The 18999-nt window shown below is 72.1% G+C and carries 17 protein-coding genes and 3 pseudogenes; 9 read left to right on the top strand and 11 right to left on the bottom strand.

Annotated features, from left to right (window positions below):
* The first annotated feature begins 10 nt into the window (after positions 1-10).
* From ACN27B_RS29035 to ACN27B_RS29025, 3 genes and pseudogenes are all read left to right on the top strand, one after another.
* Entirely contained in the window at positions 11-1363 is a 1353-nt protein-coding gene (locus ACN27B_RS29035; RefSeq protein WP_422742383.1) for a replication initiator, read from the top strand.
* Complete coding sequence (locus ACN27B_RS29030; protein WP_422742381.1) at positions 1360-1551, top strand: helix-turn-helix domain-containing protein; 192 nt, start codon at positions 1360-1362, stop codon at positions 1549-1551. The genes ACN27B_RS29035 and ACN27B_RS29030 overlap by 4 nt, the downstream gene beginning before the upstream one ends.
* Positions 1541-2823: pseudogene (locus ACN27B_RS29025) on the top strand (tyrosine-type recombinase/integrase). Before ACN27B_RS29030 ends, ACN27B_RS29025 begins: the two are co-directional and overlap by 11 nt.
* Positions 2824-2875: 52 nt before the next feature.
* Here the strand turns inward: ACN27B_RS29025 and ACN27B_RS29020 are convergent.
* Both ACN27B_RS29020 and ACN27B_RS29015 read right to left on the bottom strand, forming a co-directional pair.
* Positions 2876-3115 (bottom strand): flavin reductase, encoded by a 240-nt coding sequence (locus ACN27B_RS29020; protein ID WP_422742379.1) that lies wholly within the window; start codon positions 3113-3115, stop codon positions 2876-2878.
* Positions 3116-3354: 239 nt separating this feature from the next.
* A complete protein-coding gene (locus ACN27B_RS29015; RefSeq protein ID WP_422742377.1) occupies positions 3355-3603 on the bottom strand; it encodes a hypothetical protein in 249 nt (82 codons plus the stop codon).
* A gap of 121 nt (positions 3604-3724) precedes the next feature.
* Here ACN27B_RS29015 and ACN27B_RS29010 point away from each other — a divergent pair.
* A pseudogene (locus ACN27B_RS29010) lies at positions 3725-3871 on the top strand (leucine zipper domain-containing protein); the annotation flags it as partial.
* Positions 3872-4104: 233 nt separating this feature from the next.
* Here ACN27B_RS29010 and ACN27B_RS29005 read toward each other — a convergent pair.
* The 4 genes and pseudogenes from ACN27B_RS29005 to ACN27B_RS28990 all read right to left on the bottom strand — a co-directional run bounded on the left by ACN27B_RS29005 (position 4105) and on the right by ACN27B_RS28990 (position 7412).
* Positions 4105-4569 carry a hypothetical protein gene (locus ACN27B_RS29005; protein WP_281593019.1) on the bottom strand — a complete coding sequence of 155 codons (465 nt, stop codon included), beginning with the start codon at positions 4567-4569 and terminating at the stop codon, positions 4105-4107.
* Between the two features lie 11 nt (positions 4570-4580).
* Positions 4581-5024, bottom strand: a pseudogene (locus tag ACN27B_RS29000) (ABC transporter permease); the annotation flags it as partial.
* A gap of 142 nt (positions 5025-5166) precedes the next feature.
* Positions 5167-5730, bottom strand: coding sequence for a TetR/AcrR family transcriptional regulator C-terminal ligand-binding domain-containing protein (locus tag ACN27B_RS28995; RefSeq protein ID WP_422742375.1), 564 nt, complete (start codon positions 5728-5730; stop codon positions 5167-5169).
* 71 nt (positions 5731-5801) lie between these two features.
* Positions 5802-7412 (bottom strand): succinic semialdehyde dehydrogenase, encoded by a 1611-nt coding sequence (locus tag ACN27B_RS28990; RefSeq protein WP_422742373.1) that lies wholly within the window; start codon positions 7410-7412, stop codon positions 5802-5804.
* A gap of 264 nt (positions 7413-7676) precedes the next feature.
* Between ACN27B_RS28990 and ACN27B_RS28985 the strand changes: the two genes are divergently transcribed.
* Positions 7677-9299, top strand: a complete 1623-nt coding sequence (locus ACN27B_RS28985; protein ID WP_422742371.1) for an alpha/beta fold hydrolase — start codon at positions 7677-7679, stop codon at positions 9297-9299.
* 218 nt (positions 9300-9517) lie between these two features.
* Here the strand turns inward: ACN27B_RS28985 and ACN27B_RS28980 are convergent, their stop codons facing one another.
* Positions 9518-9907: an aldo/keto reductase gene (locus tag ACN27B_RS28980; protein ID WP_422742369.1), complete on the bottom strand. Its 390-nt coding sequence runs from the start codon at positions 9905-9907 to the stop codon at positions 9518-9520.
* A gap of 26 nt (positions 9908-9933) precedes the next feature.
* Here ACN27B_RS28980 and ACN27B_RS28975 point away from each other — a divergent pair, with 26 nt between their 5' ends.
* Together ACN27B_RS28975 and ACN27B_RS28970 are read left to right on the top strand one after the other, a co-directional pair.
* Complete coding sequence (locus tag ACN27B_RS28975) at positions 9934-11319, top strand: ATP-binding protein (protein WP_157779026.1); 1386 nt, start codon at positions 9934-9936, stop codon at positions 11317-11319.
* A complete protein-coding gene (locus ACN27B_RS28970) occupies positions 11316-12653 on the top strand; it encodes a tetratricopeptide repeat protein (RefSeq protein ID WP_099160263.1) in 1338 nt (445 codons plus the stop codon). Before ACN27B_RS28975 ends, ACN27B_RS28970 begins: the two co-directional genes overlap by 4 nt.
* Here the strand turns inward: ACN27B_RS28970 and ACN27B_RS28965 are convergent.
* Both ACN27B_RS28965 and ACN27B_RS28960 read right to left on the bottom strand, forming a co-directional pair.
* A complete protein-coding gene (locus ACN27B_RS28965) occupies positions 12604-13431 on the bottom strand; it encodes a DUF4184 family protein (RefSeq protein WP_157779027.1) in 828 nt (275 codons plus the stop codon). The two genes, ACN27B_RS28970 and ACN27B_RS28965, sit on opposite strands and share 50 nt — an antisense overlap.
* Before the next feature lie 97 nt (positions 13432-13528).
* The gene (locus tag ACN27B_RS28960) at positions 13529-14134 is read right to left on the bottom strand and encodes a TetR/AcrR family transcriptional regulator (RefSeq protein ID WP_091573758.1); all 606 of its coding nucleotides are present in this window, start codon (positions 14132-14134) and stop codon (positions 13529-13531) included.
* Between the two features lie 70 nt (positions 14135-14204).
* Between ACN27B_RS28960 and ACN27B_RS28955 the strand changes: the two genes are divergently transcribed.
* The gene (locus ACN27B_RS28955; RefSeq protein ID WP_099160266.1) at positions 14205-15473 is read left to right on the top strand and encodes an FAD-binding oxidoreductase; all 1269 of its coding nucleotides are present in this window, start codon (positions 14205-14207) and stop codon (positions 15471-15473) included.
* 40 nt (positions 15474-15513) lie between these two features.
* Complete coding sequence (locus ACN27B_RS28950; RefSeq protein WP_422742365.1) at positions 15514-16245, top strand: MerR family transcriptional regulator; 732 nt, start codon at positions 15514-15516, stop codon at positions 16243-16245.
* A gap of 63 nt (positions 16246-16308) precedes the next feature.
* Here the strand turns inward: ACN27B_RS28950 and ACN27B_RS28945 are convergent, their stop codons facing one another.
* Both ACN27B_RS28945 and ACN27B_RS28940 read right to left on the bottom strand, forming a co-directional pair.
* On the bottom strand, positions 16309-16959 hold the full coding sequence (locus tag ACN27B_RS28945; RefSeq protein ID WP_099160270.1) for a DUF3159 domain-containing protein: 651 nt from the start codon (positions 16957-16959) through the stop codon (positions 16309-16311).
* A gap of 314 nt (positions 16960-17273) precedes the next feature.
* Positions 17274-18623 (bottom strand): alpha/beta hydrolase, encoded by a 1350-nt coding sequence (locus ACN27B_RS28940; protein ID WP_422742362.1) that lies wholly within the window; start codon positions 18621-18623, stop codon positions 17274-17276.
* Positions 18624-18999 lie beyond the last annotated feature (376 nt).

Here is an 18999-nt window from a genome sequence, read left to right as displayed (position 1 = left end):
ATCACCCTCGATGATGTCACCCCACCCTGTACCAACGGATCTGGGCGGCCTGCTCCGCGTGGCGGCCTCCGCCGGCCCCGCCCACCGGGTTGGCGAGTGCCGGCATCCGGTCGCCGTTACCGGTAGGAGCCTGCTCGTCGAGCGCGGCACCGGCATGATCGTCGACCGCCTCGACGCGGACACCTCACCGGGCCGGCTGGTTGGGTTGCGCTGCCGCAGCCGCCGCGCGTCGGTCTGTCCGGCCTGCTCGGCGCTGTACAAGCTGGATGCCTACCACCTGATCGCCGCCGGCCTGCACGGCGGGAAGGACACCCCGGCGCAGGTCGCCGACCGGCCGCGGCTGTTCGTCACTGTGACCGCGCCGTCGTTCGGGCCGGTGCACCTCGGCCCGGACCGGCATGGCCAGCCCCGCCCCTGCCACCTCCGCACCCGACGTACGCCCGTGCGTCGTAGCTGCGGCCGATGGCACCGGGCCGCCGATCCGGCGATCGGCACGCCCCTGGACCCGACCGGCTACGACTACCCCGGTCAGGTGCTGTTCAACGCGCACGCCGGACTGCTGTGGGCGCGGTTCACCACCGAGACCCGTCGTGGTCTGGCCGCCGCAGCTGGCCTGCCCCGCGCGGTGGCGGCCCGGCAGGTGCGGGTGGTGTTCGCCAAGGTCGCCGAGTTCCAGGCCCGGGGCGTGGTCCACCTACACGCGATCGTCCGCCTGGACGGCGCCGACGGCCCGTCCTCGGCCCCGGCCGGCTGGGCCAGCGTCGACCTGCTCGATCACGCCATCCACGCCGCGATCCGGCGAGTCGAGGTGACCACCCCCGCCTGCCGACGGGTGCCAGCCCGACAGTTGAGGTGGGGCCGGCAGGTTGACATCCGCCCCATCGCCCGCGCTGACGGCCTGTCGGAGACGGTCGTGGCCCGGTACGTGGCGAAGTACGCCACCAAAGCCGCCGAAGCGGCGGGGATCGACCTCGGCCCGATCTACTGCCGTTCCTGGGACGGCCTCGGCACCCACCGCACCATGACGGCGGTGCTGTGTCACCGGTGCGCGGGGACCGGCCGGCGACCCGGCGTCAGCCTGCGGCACCTGAGCGGGCACGCCCGTCGGCTGGTCGACACCTGCTGGTGGCTGGGCGCCCAACCCGGCCTCGGTCGGCTGCGGCTGCGCCGGTACGCGCACACCCTCGGCTTCCCGGGCCACTTCGCCACCACATCCCGCACCTACTCCACCACCTTCACCGCCCTGCGCGCCGAACGCCGCAACTGGTTGGCCGACCGGCATGCCGAGCGGGCCGGCGTCGACCCGGCGGGCGTCCTCGTCGTCGGCGACTGGCGCTACACCGGGCCCGGGGGTGGGGCGTGACGGCTGACCTGCTGACTGTCGCCCAGGTCATGGACCGGCTCCAAGTGTCCAAGCACACCGTCTACCACCTCATCCGCACCCGACGACTCCGGTCGGTGCGCATCGGCCGATGCCGCCGCATCCCCACCACAGCCCTGTCCGCCTACCTGCGTGAGCTGAGCGGGGAGGTGACCGGACATGGCCGGTAGGAAACGCGCCAACGGTGAAGGCACCGTCTACCAGCGCGCCGACAACCGGTGGGAAGGAGCCGGCTACGTCCAGGCCGCCGACGGCAGCAGCCGACGGGTCCGCGTCTACGGCGCCACCCGCAAGGAAGCCGCCGACAAACTGGCCGTCAAACTCGCCGACTCCCACCGGGGCCTACCCGCGACCGCCGACCCGACGCTCACCGTCGCCGACTACCTCACCCGCTGGCTCACCACCGTCGCGGTCCACAGGTTCGACCCACCACCTACACCAACTACGACACCTACATCCGCCAGTTCCTCATCCCCGCACTCGGTCACCGCCGCCTCGCCGCGCTCACCGTCACCGAGGTCCGCACCTTCCTCGACACCATCCAAACCGTGTGCCAGTGCTGCGCCCGAGGCTGGGACACCCGCCGCGACCCGCACCACCCGCGCAAGGACCGCCGGCCACGCTGCTGCGCCATCGGCGCCTGCTGCCAACGCCACGTGAAGCCGGCGACCGTCCGCTACATCCGCGCGGTCCTGTCCGCAGCCCTCGCCCACGCCGTACGGGAAGAACTGCTGCACCGCAACGTCGCCTCCTCGGTCCGACTCCCGACCCCCGCCCGCAGCCGATACCAGCCGTTCACCGCCGGCGAGGCCCGCAAGTACCTGTACGCCGCCGCGTTCCACCGCCACGGCCCGCTGTTCGAACTCGCGCTACGCACCGGCATGCGACGCGGCGAACTCCTCGGCCTGCAATGGTCCGACATCGACCTCGACGCCGGGCACCTGTCCGTACGCCGCACCCTCGCCCGCACCAAAGGCGGCATGACCTTCCAACCACCCAAGACGGAAGCGTCACAACGGCGGATCCTGCTACCCCGAGACTGCATCGCCTCGCTGACCCGCTACCGGCGCCGGCAGGACATCGACCGGCGGGAAGCCGGCGACACCTGGACAGATCTCGACCTCGTGTTCGCCTCACCCACGGGCGGACCGCTCGACCCCGCCAACGTGCACCGTCAGCACGAGACGATCTGCTACCTCGCCGAGGTCCGCTACATCCGCTTTCACGACCTCCGACGCACGTGCGCCACGCTGCTGCTGGAACAGGGCGTCGAGCTCGTCACCATCAAGGAACTCCTCGGCCACGCCCGGCTGCACGTCACCGCCGACATCTACGCCCACGTCCGACCCCGCCTGCACCGCAACGCCATCGAAGCCATGAACCACGCCCTACACCCCGACGACACCGACCCAGACGACGACACCCCAACCACCGACGACTGACACCCGACCAGCGGCGCCCCGACCAGACCCACGATCCCTGGTCGGGGCGCTGCTACTCGTTGCGCAGTGCCGCCGAGCGTGGCCAGGCGAGGAACCGCGAGTGCAGTACCCCCGACGGGGTGTGCGGCAGGTCCTCGCACGCCTGGACCAGGTACGCCGACAGGTGCAGCATCAGCGAGATCCGCGCACCGGTGAACTCCGCCACAAGCTGCCGCTTACGGGTCCGACACGGCCACGCCGACCCGCATCCCGCGCAGATCCACTGCGGCCGTACCGGCTGATGCACCGACACGCCCTACCACCCTTCGGATCGTTGGAAGGGGGAAGGGTTCACCGCCGACACCCGACTCGACCACACCCAGGGCCGGCGGCAGTCCCCTTCCCCCTGGCACCCACCAGCCCGGCGAATCTGCCGCAAGCGAACCGGCAAGGCCCTGCGCCAGAACCTACGAACCAGGCGCGGGCACCCCAACGTCCCGACGGACACCAGCCCGGACACTTCCACGACCCTGGCGCGTCCCGTCATGTCCACTACCGTGGTCGGTATGAGTCACCGCCTCCGCGCGGCCATGCTCCGATGCCGAACGGTTCGTCGTCGCCCTCGACGTGCAGCGCGAGCAGCGGCCACAGTCCGGTTCGGTGATGCCGGGCCCGCCACCGGGACCACTCACCCGCGGCGGCGGGGTGAGAGGAGAGCCAGTACACCGGCGTGGTGCCGTTGTACGGCTTCATCAACCGGCCCTCGGGGATGTCCGGCGGTAGCGTTTCGTGCCACGTCATGGCCGACACCGTAGGCGCCGGCCATGACAGAGTGCCCGGCGACTTCAGACTGAAGACCGACGTGGACATCGCCGGCCTGCGCACGCGCGGCGGCACCAAGTCCGCTGGGCGCTCTCGGTTCGCCTGGAAGAGTTTTCAGGTCAGCGTGAACACCGCGAAGCGGTGGGCCGACCGGTACCGAGCCGAAGGAATCGCAGGCATCACCGACCGGTTCAGCCGCCCGCACCGGACCAGCCCGCCAGTAGAACGCGAGGTGGTGCACCTGCGGGAGACAGGCTCGTCGAGGAGATCCACCACGATCCGACCATGGCCGGCGGTCAGGTCATCAGCGTAGTTGCGCGCCACCGGTACGACGACGCCCGATCCTGGAGGTCGATGGTGGCCACCGGTCATGAACCTGAACCGGAGGCCCTCGATCAACGGGACGAACCGTCGGGGCCGCTCCGTCCAGGATCTGCCTTCTCTCCGCAACGCGACAGGGCGTCGGCTTGGGCGGAGCCGCTACTTCTGTCGGGTGATCGTGGCGGCCGTGATGTCGCTGCCCAGCATGTTCCCGGTCACCACGACGGTGTCGCCGGTCCGCAGGTCCTTGAGCGCACCGGTGAGCCGGACCTGCGTACGGTCGCCTGTCTGCACGGTGACCACCTCGCCGGACTCGCGCCGGACCTTCATCGTGTCTCCGTCGATGTCGGTGACGGTGCCGGTGGTGGCCGGGGTGGCGGTGGCGGCCGGGGGAGCGGCGCCACCGCCACGGGCACCGCCGCCGCGGGCCCCACCGGCGGGTCCGTCGACCGCTGTCCCGCGTCCCGCCGGTGCGGGGGCGGGATCCGGTCCGTATGCCTGTTGCGCCTGGGCGCCGCCGGCGAAGCCGCCGACGAGCAGCAGCGCTGCCGCGAGCCACGGGGTGGCCCGGTTCCGCCAGGGGCGGGGTCCGGCGGCGAGTGCGGTGTCGAGGTCGGTCGTCATGTCTTCACCTGTCATTCGTAGCGGAGCGCGTCGATGGGGCGCAGGCCGGCGGCGCGGCTGGCGGGGACACTGCCGAAGAAGAGTCCGATCGCGACTGAGACGCCCAGGGCCAGCGCGACGGAGCTGGGCACGATCACCGGTTGCACACCGACGATGGTGAACCGGCTGCCGATCAGCGCGGCGGCCACGCCGAGGCCACCGCCGAGGACGCTGAGCATTGTCGCCTCGGCGAGGAACTGGGTGAGGATGGTGCGTCGGGGTGCGCCGAGGGCCTTGCGGATGCCGATTTCCCGGGTTCGCTCGGTGACGGTCACCAGCATGATGTTGGTGATGCCGATGCCGCCGACGAGCAGGCTGATGCCGGCGACCGCACCCAGCAGGACGGTGAAGGTCTGCGCGGTCTCGGTGCGGGTGGCCAGGAGTTGGGCGGCGTTCTGGATCCGGTACGGCGCGGCACCCGCACCACCACCACCACCACCGCAACCACCTCCGCGGCCGGTGGCGGCGGTGCCGGCCGGCAGCTTGAGGCGCTGGTAACGTGTGTGACGTGCGTCGACGTGTGGCGAGGCGCAGGCTCCTTGGTCGCATGTCACGCCGTTACCGGCGCGTGCGCGCCACCGGATCGGTCGTCAGGGTCAGGCCGGTCAGAACGGTGTCGACCAGCGCGTCGGTGTCGGAGTTCGACAACGGGCGCCGCGTCACCACGGTGCGCAGCCACACCGGTCCGAGCAGCAGGTCGGCGAGGAGTTGGTCGTCCACAGGGCCGGTCAGCTCACCTCTGGCCCGGGCCCGGCCGGTCACCTCGGTCACGTGCGCGCAGTGCTGGCCGAGCAGTTCGTCGGCGAGTCGGGCCAGTTCCGGGTCGGCGCCGGTGTGGGCGAGGACGTCGGCGGCGAGCCGGCCGGGTCCGTCGCCGAGGAACGCGGCCTTCGCGGTGACCAGGGCGACCAGGTCACCGCGGAGCGAGCCGGTGTCCGGCACCGGGAGGTCGCGGGCGATGGTGTGCCGAAAGGTGGCCGCCACCAGTGCCGGCTTCGACGGCCACCACCGGTAGAGGGTGGTCTTGTTGATCCCCGAGCGTCGGGCCACCCCCTCGATGGTCAGGCCGGCGTACCCCTCGGTGCTGAGCAGGTCCAGGACGGCGGCGTGGATGGCGTTCACGCCGCGTGGGCCCCGCCCGATGCGTCCGCGGTCGTTGGGACGGGCAGTCGCGCCGTCCTCGGCCGGGCGGCTCATCGGCCCGTCCGGCGCAGCAGGCGCAGTGCCGTGGTCATCCGCCGGGCCCAGGCGGCGGTCTCCGCGCCGGGGCGATGGTAGGCCGGGGCCAGGCCGAGCCCGCGCTGCCGGGCGACGGTCTTGACCCGGGTGAAGCGGAGCAGGCCCTCGTCGCCGTGCCGGCCGCCGAGTCCGGAGTCCTTCCAGCCGCCCATCGGCGCGTCGACGCTGCCCCAGACCGCGGAGTAGCCGTCGTCGACGTTCACGCTGCCCGCCTCGATCCGGGCGGCGACCGCCTCGCCGCGTGCGCCGGAGCCGCTGAACACGCTGGCGTTCAGTCCGTACCGGGTGTCGTTGGCCAGGGCGACGGCCTCGTCGTCGGTGCCGAAGCGGTACACGGCGACCACCGGCCCGAAGGTTTCCTCGGCGTACATCGCCATGTGGGGGGTGACGCCGGTCAGCACGGTGGGTTCGAAGACGTACGGCCCGATGTCGGGGCGAGGCCGGCCGCCGGTGTGCAGGGTGGCGCCCTTGGCGACCGCGTCGGCGACATGGGCGGTGACCGTGTCGAGCTGGCGGGCTGAGGCGAGGGAGCCGAGGTCGGCGTCGAAGTCGCCGCCGACGCCGAGCCGCAGGGTAGCCGTGCGGGCCACGAACCGGCGGAGGAACTCGTCGTGCAGCCGGTCGGCCACGTACACCCGCTCGATCGACACGCAGAGCTGCCCGGCGCTGGCGAAGCAACCCCGGATCGCTCCCTCGACCGCCGTGTCCAGGTCGGCGTCGTCGAGCACCAGCAGCGGGTTCTTTCCGCCGAGTTCCAACGCGGCGGGCACCAGCCGGTGGGCGGCCTGCGCCGCGACCTCGCGGCCGACCCTGGTGGAGCCGGTGAAACAGACCATGTCCGCACGGGCGGTGATCTCGGGGCCGACATCCGCACCCTCGCCGGCGACGACCTGCCAGAGCGCCGGGGGCAGTCCGGCCTCGACGGCCAGCGCCCGCAGCCACAGGGCGGTCACCATGGTGGCCGGGTCGGGCCGGTGCACCACCGCGTTGCCGGCCATCAGCGCCGGCAGCACCTCTGCCGCGGCCAACGACAACGGGTAGTTCCACGGCGAGACGACGCCGACCACACCCACCGGGAACCGCAACTCGCGGGTACGGGTGAGCACCGGCAGCGCACCCGCGCGACGGCGTGGGCGCAGCAGCCGCGCCGCGCGGCGCGCGTAGTGCCGGGCGTTGATCGCCACGTCGAGGACCTCCTCGACCGCGTGCCGGCGGGCCTTGCCCGACTCCAGCTGAATCAGATCCAGCCCTTCGGCCTGCCGGTCCAGCAGCAGGTCGTGCAGCGTGAGCAGCACGCCGGCCCGGTGGGCCGGCGACCGGGCCGCCCAGGCCCGCTGTGCCTCGGTCGCGCCGGCGAACGCGCCCGCCACGTCGGCCGGGCCACTCGACGGTACGTCGACGGTCGGTCCCCCGGTCAGGGGTGAGACGGCGGTGAACGTGGGTCCGGTCGCCCGTACCGCGTCGAGCATGGCCGCCGCGGTGGCCGGCAGGGCCGGCGGGTGGCCGTCGACGGCGGGGTTTCCCGCGGTGGCAGCGCCGGCCCGGCCGGGGAGGACTGAGGTCATGCCGCCACCCTAACGCGACGCAACGTGGCGTTGCGAAGAGAGTGGGACGCTTCACGCTGGCCGGCCGGCGAGGACCGGGCGGATGGCCTCGGCATCGTCGTCCGTTCCCGCACCTTGAGCGGCAGAGGTCAGGTGCGGGGTGACGGGTCGTCCCGGGGAGTCACCGACAAGATCACACCCGGGCGGGGTTGAGTGTGCCGCTACGGCCGGGTGTCTCGTCGACGACGCACATCCTCAGGAACGACATCGCCCGTGGAGGCTCCGATGGCCCTGTTCGACTCCGGTCCACCCGTGGACCGGTCCGCCTCACCCGCTCCTCGGCGCGCCCCCGCTCACGCCGGCGCCGCCGTCGGTACGGCGGCGGTGCTGGCGTTGGCGGCGGCCTGCACGAGTACCTCGCCCTCGACGAGTTCTGATCCGCGGCCGTCTCCTGCCGGACTGGAGGCCTTCTACGGGCAGAAGCTGTCGTTCGGCTCGTGTACGGGCTACGGCACCACACCGGGGGAGAAGAAGAGCTTCGTCGAACCCTTCCAGTGCGCTCGACTGAAGGTGCCGCTGGACTACCCGAACCCGAAGGGCAGGACGATCCAGGTCGCGGTGCTCCGACTGCCCGCCCAGGGGGACCCGGGGCAGCGCATCGGGTCGTTGGTGCTCAACCCCGGCGGTCCGGGCGGTTCCGGCCTGACCCAGGCGACGAGCTTCGTCGCCGCGCACGCGAAGAGCCCTCTGTTGCAACGGTTCGACGTGGTGGGGTTCGATCCCCGTGGGGTCGGATCCTCGACGCCCGCGATCAGCTGTTTCACCGACGCCGAGCGCGACCGCGGCGAGGACCAGACCACCCTGCTGGCGTCGTCCGGGCAGTGGCGCGAGGACGACACCCGGCGCCTGGCGGAGCGGTGCGCGAAGGGGTCAGGCGGCACGGAGATGCTGGCCGCGGTCGGCACCCGTAACGTCGCCCGCGACATGGACGTCCTGCGCTCGGCGCTCGGCGACGACAAGCTCACGTTCGCCGGGCAGAGCTACGGCACCAGACTCGGCGCGGTCTACGCCGAGATGTTCGCCGGAAACGTCCGGGCGCTGGTCCTGGACGGTGTCACGGACCCCACCCTGGAGAACCCGCAGCGGCGGCTCACCCAGCAGGCCGGCTTCCAGCAGAACTTCGAGAAGCTGGCCGCCGCCTGTGCCGCCAGCAAGGACTGCCCCCTGGGCACCGATCCGGCCCGGGCCACGGCGGTCTTCCAGCAGCTGGTCCAGCCGCTGATCGACAAACCCGTACCCGCCGGCAAGGGACGGACGCTGAACTTCAACCAGGCCACCGGCGGCGTCACCGCCGGCCTCTACTACCCCGAGACCTGGCCCGCGCTGATCAAGGGCCTCAGCCAGCTCAAGCAGGGCGACGGAGCGCAGATCCTGAAGGTCGGCGATCTCTTCGGCGGCCGGGACCCCTCCGGCGTCTGGACGAACTTCCTCGAGGCCAACCTCGCCGTCAACTGCAACGACGAGGTGCGCCGTACGCCCGAGGAGGAGGCCCGGCTGCGCGCCGACATCATCAGGACCAGCCCGTACCTGGCAACCGGTGCGGAGGTCGACGGGGTCAGCCGGGACGCGTGCGAATTCTGGCCGGGCGAGCCCAGCCTCGGCATTCCCTACGCGCAGGACGTCAAGGGCCTGCCGAAGAGCCTGATCATCTCCGTCACCGGCGACCCGGCCACCCCCTATGCCGCCGGCAGGGTCCTGGCCGACGAGCTCGGCGGCACCGTGCTCACCGTCGAGGGCGCCCGGCACACCGTCGCGCAGGAGGCGGTCAGCCCCTGCGTCGACGCCGCCTTCGCCGCCTACCTCATCGATCTGACGGTCCCCGCGGAAGACCGACACTGTCGGCTCTGACCAGGCAGGGGTATCACGATCGCCCGTGACGCGGCAGCACCGGGGCGACCATTCCAGGTGTCCTCGTCCACCCGGAGCGCATGCACGGTACGGGGGCCGTCGCCGTCGCGCCGGTTCGGTCGCAGCACCGCGACGACCGTCGCTGTCCCGCCAGGGCGGAGGACGGTGACGACTCCGCCGTACGAGGGTGTCGTTGTTCGGTGTCATGTCGGATTGCTTCACGTGGTGGGTTCGGTGACGCCGTTGAACACCGGCGGGGCGTAGCCGGCGGGCTTGTCGCCGATACCGAGGCCGGGGCTCACCACCCAGGACTGGTACTGCGCGGTGAACATGCCGTACGGCATCCCCAGGTCCGGGGCGCTGGCCTCGTCGAGCCGGCGGCGGGCGTCGGCCGGAATCTCGAAGTCGAGCGCGCCGACGTTGCTGGCGAGCTGTTCGGGGCTGCTCGCCCCGATGACCATCGAGGCGACGCCGGGCTGGGTGGCCACCCAGTTGATCGCCACCTGCGCCATGCTGCGGCCCAGGTCGGCCGCCACGCTCTCCAGGGCGTCGATGACCTGCCAGTCGCTGGGGCTGATCGGCTGGCCCACGGCGTTGAGAACTGTCACTTGCCGTGCTCTGCCATCATGAGCCCGTGCAGCGACTGGGGAAGATTGCCGCCGCTTCCGGCTGCGTCCTGGTCGGCGCCTGTGTGGTGCTGACCGCGGTGGCCGCGCGGGAGGCCCGGGGCGATCTCGAGCGGGCTGACCAACTGTTCGGGGTCATCGGCGGCGTGACGGGGGTGATCGGCGCCGCGCTCGCGCTCGTCGGGCTCGTGGTCTCGGTCGTTCTCGGCAGGTTGCAGCTCAGGGCGGCGCGGTCGACGCAGGACGAGGGTGAGACCCTCCCCGATGCCGCGTCCGCGTCCGCGGTGCCGGCCGCCGGCCGGATCGACGCCGACATCGACCGGCTCCGGGTGGCGCTGGCGGTCGCGTACGACCAGTTGTTCGGGGTCGACGACATGGTCGACCAGGTGGGCGAGATCCTGAAGAACCCGGCGAGTCCGCGGATCCTGTCCGTCTGGGGTGGAGCGGGTTACGGCAAGACCACCCTGGTGTACGAGGCGGCGCGCCGGCATACGGGGGAAGCCGGTTTCGCGCGCCTGTTCGGCATCTCGGCCAAGTTCACCCACATCGGTCCGGCCGGCCTGATGAAGCCTCAGCGGGCGCGCATCACGAGCGAGTGGCGGGACATCCTCGTCGAGCTCGCCAAGCAGGTCGACCCGACGGCGGACGTCGACGCGACCACAGTGGAGGAGGCGCTGCCGGGCCTGTTCCCCGCCGCCCCCTGCCTGGTGGTCGTCGACAACCTGGAGACCGTGCCGGAGGCCCGGCAGGCGGTCGACTACCTGGTCGCGCGCTTCGCCGAGTCGCCGCACCGGTTCCTGCTGACCACTCGCGAGTCGGTCGCCGCGATCGGCGGTCGGTGGGTGACCGAACGCAGGTGGAACGGCCCGTCGGCGGCGGACGCGAAGCGGTACGCCGACCACCTCGCCCGCCACGACACGGCCCTCGACCCCACTGACGCGGATCTCGACGACGTGGTGGAGGCGGCCGAGTGCGCACCGCTGCTGATCCAGATCATCGTGCGGTACGCCGCGGAGAAGACGCTGACGATCGCTGAGGTGGTGCGGCGGTTGCGCGATCGGGGCGGCCAGCTCGGAAACAACGTGTGGCGGTACTGCTATGCGCAGTCGATGCAGGCCCTGGCCGACGGCGTGGGCTCGACGCAGGACGCGATACGTCTGATGGGCGTCTTCTGCTTCGTCCCGGCCGGACGATCGGTGACCGACCAGGAGTTCTTCGCGCAGAGCCGGATCGCCGACCGGGAACAGTTCCTGCGCGTCCGCGAGCTCGCCTGCCGGCTGACCCTGGTGCGTGCCCTCGAGGGCAACACGCGATTCACCGTGCACTCACTCCTGCGCGAGCACTTCTGCGGCAACGTCGACGGCACCGACGCGGCTGCTCCGGCCGCCCGATGACGCCGGACGCCCGGGCCGAGCTCGACGAGTGGCAGTGCGGCGTCCGGGCGGTGGCCGGCGATCCGGAGGGCTGGGAGAGGCAGACGACGTTTCGGATCACGCAGGCCCGTACCCGACCGATGGCCGACCTCGGCGAGGAGTACGCCGCGTTCGTCTACTGGATGCGGCGGCTGGCGGCGTCGCCCACGAACGTCTCGCCGGACGTGCTGTCGGCGTTCGTCGCGGAGCTGGGGCGCCTCGCCAGCAACCTCGGGCAGCCGGCCCGGATGGACGACGTGGAGACCGCCCTGCGGGAGGCGATCGCGGCCCAGTCGGCGGTGGGCGGCCCGGTCTCGGGCCTCTACCTCGCGTTGGCGTCCTACCTGGGCACACGCGCGTTCGAGACGCGGGAGCGCAGCAGGGCCATCGCCGCTGCCGTGGCGAGCGCCGAGCCCGGCACCGACGACTGGGGGCGGGCCATGATCGCGAAGTGCGAGTACGAGGTGTCGATCAGCCGGTACACCACCGCCGTGCGGACCGCGCACGACCTGCGGGCGTGGCTGGGTCGGGGTCTTGATCCCCATTTCGAGTGCGGCGCGCTCACCCATGAGGCGACCGCGCTGTTCACGTCGTTTCAGGACCTGGCGGAGGCCGAACGCTTGTTGCGGCGTGCCGTGACGTTCGCCCCCGCCGCCACTGACGACGTCCGGGTCGCGCGCTGGATCGCGACCGCCTTCCACTACCTGGGCCGGATCGCCGAGGTGCGGGGCCGTGACGAGGAGTGCCTCCGCTACTACGTCCGTGGCCAGAAGTACCAGGAGCTGTGTCCGGAGGAGATCGAGGCGTCCGCGTTCCTGCACCTGCGGCTCTCCGAGCCACTGGCCAACGCCCATCTGTACGAGCTGGCGTCCGACCATCTGCGCCAGGCGGAGCGGCTGGCGCAGGTGGGTGCGAACCGCAGCTCCGCCGCCGTCCAGGTCGAGGTCGGCTACGCCGTGCTGACGGCCAAGCAGGGACGGCTGGCCGAGGCGCAGCGGAGGGGCCGGGAGGCGTTGCGGCACTGCCGGCGGATCAAGTTCCGGCGCGGCGAGCTCCTCTGCCTCGGGTTCCTGTTCACGATCCAGGTCAAACGCCGCCACTACCTCCGGTCGGCCCTGACCCTGCTGCGCATCGTGCCAACGCTGCTGACCGGTGAACTGAGGCACAACAGCATCCTCAAACTGCGTGGTGGCATCCCGGTGCTCTTCCGGCTGGCCTTCCGGCGGCTGGCGCGGAGAGGGTCGCAGGGCGAGAGCCCGCCGGGGGTCAGCGAGCCGGTCGGCTGCCCCTGTCCGCAGCATGCGGGTCCTCGGTGAGGGGCGCGTCGGCGCCGGCCGGAGACGAACGGCTGGAGGCGACGACCGTCACCCCGATCGCCGCCACCGCGAGGAGTGCCGCGAGCCCGCCTCGCGTCGCGGCGAGGAACACGGCACCGCGGACCGGGTCGGCCTCGCTCCCGATCCCGATCCACACCCCCAGCGACGCTCCGACGACGAGCGCCCCGCCCACCAGGGCCCACGCCCGACGGGCGCGGCGCGACGCCGGCTCCGGCCCGCCGAGGGCCGGGCCTGGGCGTGCGCGCCTGGCGCACCACACGGCGAGGACGGCCAGTCCGACGACGGTGCTCGCGTACTGGGCCCACTCGTAGCCGGGAAGCGGCCCGTGTGCCGCGGCCAACCAGGGCAGGTGTCGGACGCCCCAAGTGCCGGAGTGGGTGAAGCTGTCCCACACCACGTGCGTGAGCGCGCCGACGGCGAGCCCCGCGACGACGGCCAGGGGATTCAGCCGGGCCTTTCCGGTCCGGGTGCCGCCGACGGTTCCGGTGGACGGGGTGAATAGGCCGGGCAGCAGCACGCCGGCCGCGGGCCGGCCGATCGTCCGCCACCCGACGAACGCCACCGCGCCCACCAGGACGTCGAGCGAGACCGCCCCGGCCAGCGAGTGGGTCCATGTGGTCAGCGACGTGACCGTCACGTAGAACGGCAGGTCGGGAGCGAGACTGCCGACGACGAGGGCCGACGGGGGCACGCCCAGGCGGCCCAGCGGTCGCAGCAGGGGCAGGACCACAGCGGGATGACTGGCGGTGAACGGCACGGCGCCTCGGTTCGCCTCTCGGTCGCGGCAGGGCCGTATCGTATCGCCGCGCCGCACCCCGGTGGCACCGGCCGACGGTGTCGGAGACCTCCCGGTCTCAGCGAAGAGCGGCCGTGGCCTGGGCGACCAGCCAGCGTTCCGCCTGCTCGTAGGTCCAGCCGTTGTCGTCGAGCAGGGTGAAGTAGCCGGAGTATCCGAAGTAGAACCAGAGGATGTCGGTCGCCTCCGCGACTGTCGTTCCCGCACGGAGGCCGCCGACGTCGCGGAGTCGCACGGCGACGGCTTCGACGGCGTCGCGGTAGCGTCCGGTGGCCACCCGCAGGCTGTCGGCGACCTCGGCGTGGTGCGGCGCGGTCGTCAGCATCAGCCGCATGATGTCGCCGTACGTCTCGCGCATGGCCCGGACCGTGGCTGCCGTGTCCCGCAGGATCTCGTCCGGGTCGGTGAGCGTCTCCTGCCGGGAGAGGGTCTGCGCCACGATCGGCGCCTGGCTCCACAGGTCGACGAGCGTCCGGACCAGCCCCTGCTTGCCGCCGGTCACCGCGTACACCGTGGCCGGTGCGACGCGAGCCTCCGCGGCGATGTCCTCGATCTTCGTGGCGAAGTAGCCGTTGCGGGCGAAGAGTGAGCGCGCCGCCTCGATGATGGCGGCGCGGGTGGCCGCGGCGTACTCGGCCCGACGGCTCCTCGGTGCTTCGGTCATGGTCGTGTGAGCATAGCCCCCGCCATCTGTCAGAGTTGGTCTCTGACGAGTGAGTGGCTACTCTGATCAAATGGGTGACATGCTGACGTCCGGCACGGAGTACGAAGCAGCGCGGACGATCTGGAACGGTGCGGTGACCAGACGTCCGCGCGCCGTCCTTCGGTGCGCCACCACGGCTGACATCCAGGCCGGGGTGCGGACCGCCCGGGAGAAGGGCCTCCCGCTGTCGGTGCGCGGCGGCGGGCACGACTGGGCCGGTCGCGCGCTGACCGACGGCGGGCTGACGCTGGACCTGAGCCCGATGCGGCGGGTGAGCGTGGACCCGGCAACCGCGGTCGCCACCGTGGCCGGCGGTGCCACGTCGGCCGACGTGGCCGCGGCCGCGCAGCGGGCCGGTCTGGTCGCGGTCACCGGGACGGCCGGTTCGGTCGGCATGGCGGGCCTGACGCTCGGCGGTGGGTACGGTCCACTGAGCGGCCGGTTCGGCCTTGCCGCCGACAACCTGCTGTCGGCCGACGTGGTGCTCGCCGACGGCACGTCGGTCACCGCGGACGAGGAGCGCGACCCCGAGTTGCTCTGGGCCCTGCGCGGCGGTGGCGGCAACTTCGGCGTCGTCACCTCGATGCGGATCCGGCTGCACGCGGTGCCGACGATCCTGGCCGGCATGATCATGTTCGGCTCCGACGTGCTGCCGGAGCTGGAGGAGTCGCTGCTACGCGGGCCGGACGAGCTGACCGTGCAGGCCGGCTTCATCACCGCCCCGACCGGTGGGTCGGCGCTGTTCGTCGCGCCGACCTGGTGCGGCGAGCCCGAGGCCGGGACCAAGGTGCTTCAGCGGCTCACCGAGCTCGGCGAGCCGCTGACGGCGCAGTTCGGCCCGACCACGATGACCGACCAGCTCGCACAGATCGACGCGATGTTCCCGGGGGGTCGCCACGTCGAGATCGGGGCGCGCACGGTGACCGGACTCGACCGTACGGTCCAGGAGATCCTGCTCGACGCCGCCGACGCCAAGACCTCGCCGCTGTCGGCGATCTCGCTGCACAGCCTCCACGGCGCGGCCGCTCGCGTCCCCGCCGACGCCACCGCGTTCCGCAACCGGACGCCGCACCTGATGGTCGAGACCATCGCGGTGTGGGAACCCGGAGACCCCGCCGAGGATCGACACCGGGCCTGGGTCCGCAAGACCGACCGGCTTCCGGGCGGCTATCCCAACCTGCTCGGTCCGGGCGACGCCGAGCGCACCGCCGCAGCCTTCGGGCCGAACGCCGAGCGCCTGCTCTCCGCCAAGAAGCGGTACGACCCCGAACTGGTGTTCCACGCCCCGGGAAGGCTCTGACGGCCGGCGCCGAGGATCCACCATCGAACGGAGGTGCGCAGTGGGCTGGAGCACCCGGGAGATCGCCCAACTCGGCGGCACCACGCTGCGAGCGGTACGCCACTACCACGACATCGGGCTGCTGACCGAACCACCCCGGCGCACCAACGGCTACAAGCAGTACGGGGTTGCCCACCTCGTCCGGATCCTGCGCATCAGGCGCCTGACGGAGTTGGGTTTCTCGCTGTCGCAGATCGCGACCATGCAGGACACCGACGATCAGCCCGTGGAGGCCCTGCGCACCCTGGACGCCGAGCTCGCGGCCACCATCGAACGGCTCCAGCGGGCCCGCCTCGAACTCGGCGTCATCCTGCGACAGCCCACACCGGCGGAACTGCCACCCGGTGTCGTCACACCCGATGTCGTGTCGACGATGCCGCCGGCCGACCGTTCGTTCGTCGTCGTGCTGACCCGGATACTCGGCGCCGACACGATGCGGGCCTGGGGGGACATGCTGCGCAAGCCCGTCAACGACCCGGTGGCCGAGCGGTTCGACACGCTTCCCGCGGACGCCGACGCGCAGGCCCGCGCGGCCGTGGCCCGGGACCTGGCCCCCTACGTACGCACGCTGCTCGCCGAGAACCCCGGAGTGCGGATCACGAACGCCGGCACCCGGTACAGCGCACGCTACGTCGAACAAGCCGTCGGCAAGGCCCTGTCGGAGCTCTACAATCCGGCGCAGCTGGACGTCCTGCGGCGCACCCACCGCCTGCTGTCCGAACCGCGGGACTGATCGACGGCACCGACCGGCGCGCGGCGAGCGGGCCGGGGACGGGTGCCGGTGGACCGCACGTGGTCAGCGGCGGGCCGCGACGAGACGTCTGGTGCTGCGCCGGAAGCTCCACACGACGACCAGCGCGGCCAGTACGGTGAGCGGAGTGCCCATGACGACTCGGGCAAGGCCCAGCCCACCGGTGCTGTCGGCCAGGTAGAGCCACTGCTGGACCGCGAACCGGGACCCGAACACCGACGCCGCGGCGAGGGTCGCGACATCGTGTGCCACCCGTACGGCTCGATCGGATCGCCATGCGTGCGTGCCGCCGTGCAGGGCGTTCCAGATGACACCGGTCAGCGGCCGGCGAGCCAGCACCGACCCGGACGTGACGACGAATCCGGCCAGCGAGGCCCAGATCCCGATCACGAAGAAGTCTCGCGCGGAGCCGGTCCAGGCGACGATCCCGGCGGCCACCGCCACACCGAGCAGGCTGCCCACCGCCGAGACGAGACGCTCGCCGCGCAGCCACCGAAGGAGGAACAACGCCAGCCCGGTCGCGACCGCGACACCGACAGCCACCGGAAGCGACAGGAACGCGTCGGCCGTGACGAACACGATCACCGGGACCGTGGAGTAGACGAACCCGGCCGGGCCGCCCATCTGCCGCAGGACGGTGTCGGCGGGCTGGGCGGTGCCGTCGGGAGGAGTGGGCCCACGGTCCCGCTCCGACATCACATCTGGGTCGACCTCGTTCGGCATTGGACAATTAGCCGGTGTGCCGCAGCGGCACACTCAAGCACGCGCGGCACGCTGTGTCCGACCTCACGACCGGCGGCGCGACCGCTGCCGGCGCTCGATGCCGGCCTCGAGTTCGACGTCGAGGGCGCGGAACGTCTGTTCCGCGCCCTCGACCGATTCCCGCGCCACGGCGATGTCGCAAGCGACACGCCCAGGTCCACCAGGCGACGGATCCGCAGCAGCCGGAGGAGATGCAGGATCCCGTACTGCTTGCCATCGCACACCGTGCCCCAGGGGCACGGCCGACGTCAGCCGCGCCGGCAGGTCCGGTCGCCGGCCGGCATCGTGCCATCCACCAGGTACGACGTGGCGAGGTTCAGCGCGCAGGCGTTACCACCGAGCACGTAGACGCCGTGCCCGCTCCCGTCGACGGTGACCAGCCGGGAGCGCTTCTCGAACTTCTCCCGCAGCAGCCTGCCACCGGCGAGCGGGGTGACCGGGTCGTGCCGGTTCTGCAGGATCAGCACGTTGCGTGGCCCCTCGTCGTCCACCGCGACCGGCGGCTGCGCCGGCTCGTGCGTCCAGAAGGCGCAGGGGGTGATGTTGGCGCTGGCCGCGCCGAACAGCGGGAACCGCTTGCGGTCCTGCGCGACGGCCCGCCGGTAGGTGTCCACGTCCTCGGGCCACGCGACGTCGTTGCAGGTGACGGCGAGGAACACGGTAAGCGCGTTGTCCTGCGGGTTGGGGGCGGTCGCCGCCTTCGCCCGCGGCGCCTCGCCGGGGTTCAGGTAGGTCTGCCAGATCCGCGCGAGGCTCGGGTACTGGATCTGGTTGTAGAGGGAGCCGAAGGTGATCTGCCGGAAGACGGCACCGGTGAGCCCGTCGGCGGCGGGCGTCTCGTCGAGCCGCTCGGCGAGCGTGAGGTAGGTCCGGCGTACCTGCCGCGGGGTGCGGCCGAGGCCGTAGGACTCGTGCCGCTTCGCCGCCCACGCCGCGAAGTCGGGGAACGTCTGCTCCATGCCGAGCGCGAACCGGCGCAGTCCGGCCCGGTCGAGGTGGGTGTCGCCGACGATGCTGTCCAGCACCACCCGGTCGGTGGTGGCCGGGAACATCGAGGTGTACGCGGCACCGAGCGCCGAGCCGTAGGACGCCCCGTAGAAGCTGGCCGTCTTCTCGCCGAGCGCGGCGCGGATCCGGTCCAGGTCGCGGGCCATGTTCGCGGTCGTGAGGTGGCGCAGCCGGCCCTCGGTGTCGTTGGCCGCACAGCGTTCGGCGACGTCCTCGGCGATTTCCGCCTGGCGGCCCACCGCGGCGTCGTCCGGCGCGTACGGCGGGATGTTGGCCCAGTAGGCGTCATCGGCGGTGAAGCCGCAGCTCACCGGCGACGAGTGCCCGACGCCCCGGGTGTCCATGCCGATCAGGTCGTAGGCGTCCGTGACGCCGGTCGGCAGCCCTTTCGAGACCAGGAAGGCCGGCTGGTCGAGCCCGGTGCCGCCCGGCCCGCCCGGGTTGAACATCAGCACACCGCGTCGCTTCTCCGGTTTCGTGCTCGCGATCCGCGACACCATCAGCTCGATCTGGGTGCCGTCCGGGTCCTGGTAGTCCAACGGAACCGGCACCGTCGCGCACTGCACCGGCAGTTGAACCGTCGGGGGCACCACCACGTCCGTGGGGCACGCGGTCCAGCGTGGACCCGCCGCGGCCGGTCCCGCCGGCGTCCCGTCGGCGGTCGCCGGAATCACCGAGACCAGGGCCCCAACCAGTCCCAGCGTCCCCACCAGGGCCATTGCACGTCCTCGCGACATTCGCATCTCCTGTCCGACCCACGTTCAGCGGGTTCGCACCCATGCGAACCTGTGCCCTCGGGGCACAGTCAAATGCGGCACGGCAGACGTCGGTCCGCGTCTGCGGACGTCGTCGAACAGATCACACCCGGGCGGGGTTGAGTGTGCCGCTACGGCCGGGTGTCTCATCGGAGCCGCCGTCGCCCGCCGGCGGCGGGGGCACCGGCCGAGCAGTCCGAGCAACGAACGC

It is taken from the genome of Micromonospora sp. WMMD754 (assembly GCF_049315235.1).
Lineage (GTDB): Bacteria > Actinomycetota > Actinomycetes > Mycobacteriales > Micromonosporaceae > Micromonospora > Micromonospora sediminicola.
This window is presented reverse-complemented; position numbering and strand designations above follow the sequence as displayed.

What these genes read in the sequence shown, in the direction of transcription:
- ACN27B_RS28990 (WP_422742373.1), bottom strand. Translation starts at nt 7,412, where the DNA reads ATGACCTCAGTCCTCCCCGGCCGGGCCGGCGCTGCCACCGCGGGAAAC.
- ACN27B_RS29035 (WP_422742383.1), top strand. Translation starts at nt 11, where the DNA reads ATGATGTCACCCCACCCTGTACCAACGGATCTGGGCGGCCTGCTCCGC.
- ACN27B_RS28985 (WP_422742371.1), top strand. Translation starts at nt 7,677, where the DNA reads ATGGCCCTGTTCGACTCCGGTCCACCCGTGGACCGGTCCGCCTCACCC.
- ACN27B_RS28970 (WP_099160263.1), top strand. Translation starts at nt 11,316, where the DNA reads ATGACGCCGGACGCCCGGGCCGAGCTCGACGAGTGGCAGTGCGGCGTC.
- ACN27B_RS29005 (WP_281593019.1), bottom strand. Translation starts at nt 4,569, where the DNA reads ATGACGACCGACCTCGACACCGCACTCGCCGCCGGACCCCGCCCCTGG.
- ACN27B_RS28955 (WP_099160266.1), top strand. Translation starts at nt 14,205, where the DNA reads ATGGGTGACATGCTGACGTCCGGCACGGAGTACGAAGCAGCGCGGACG.
- ACN27B_RS28945 (WP_099160270.1), bottom strand. Translation starts at nt 16,959, where the DNA reads ATGTCGGAGCGGGACCGTGGGCCCACTCCTCCCGACGGCACCGCCCAG.
- ACN27B_RS29015 (WP_422742377.1), bottom strand. Translation starts at nt 3,603, where the DNA reads ATGACGTGGCACGAAACGCTACCGCCGGACATCCCCGAGGGCCGGTTG.
- ACN27B_RS28960 (WP_091573758.1), bottom strand. Translation starts at nt 14,134, where the DNA reads ATGACCGAAGCACCGAGGAGCCGTCGGGCCGAGTACGCCGCGGCCACC.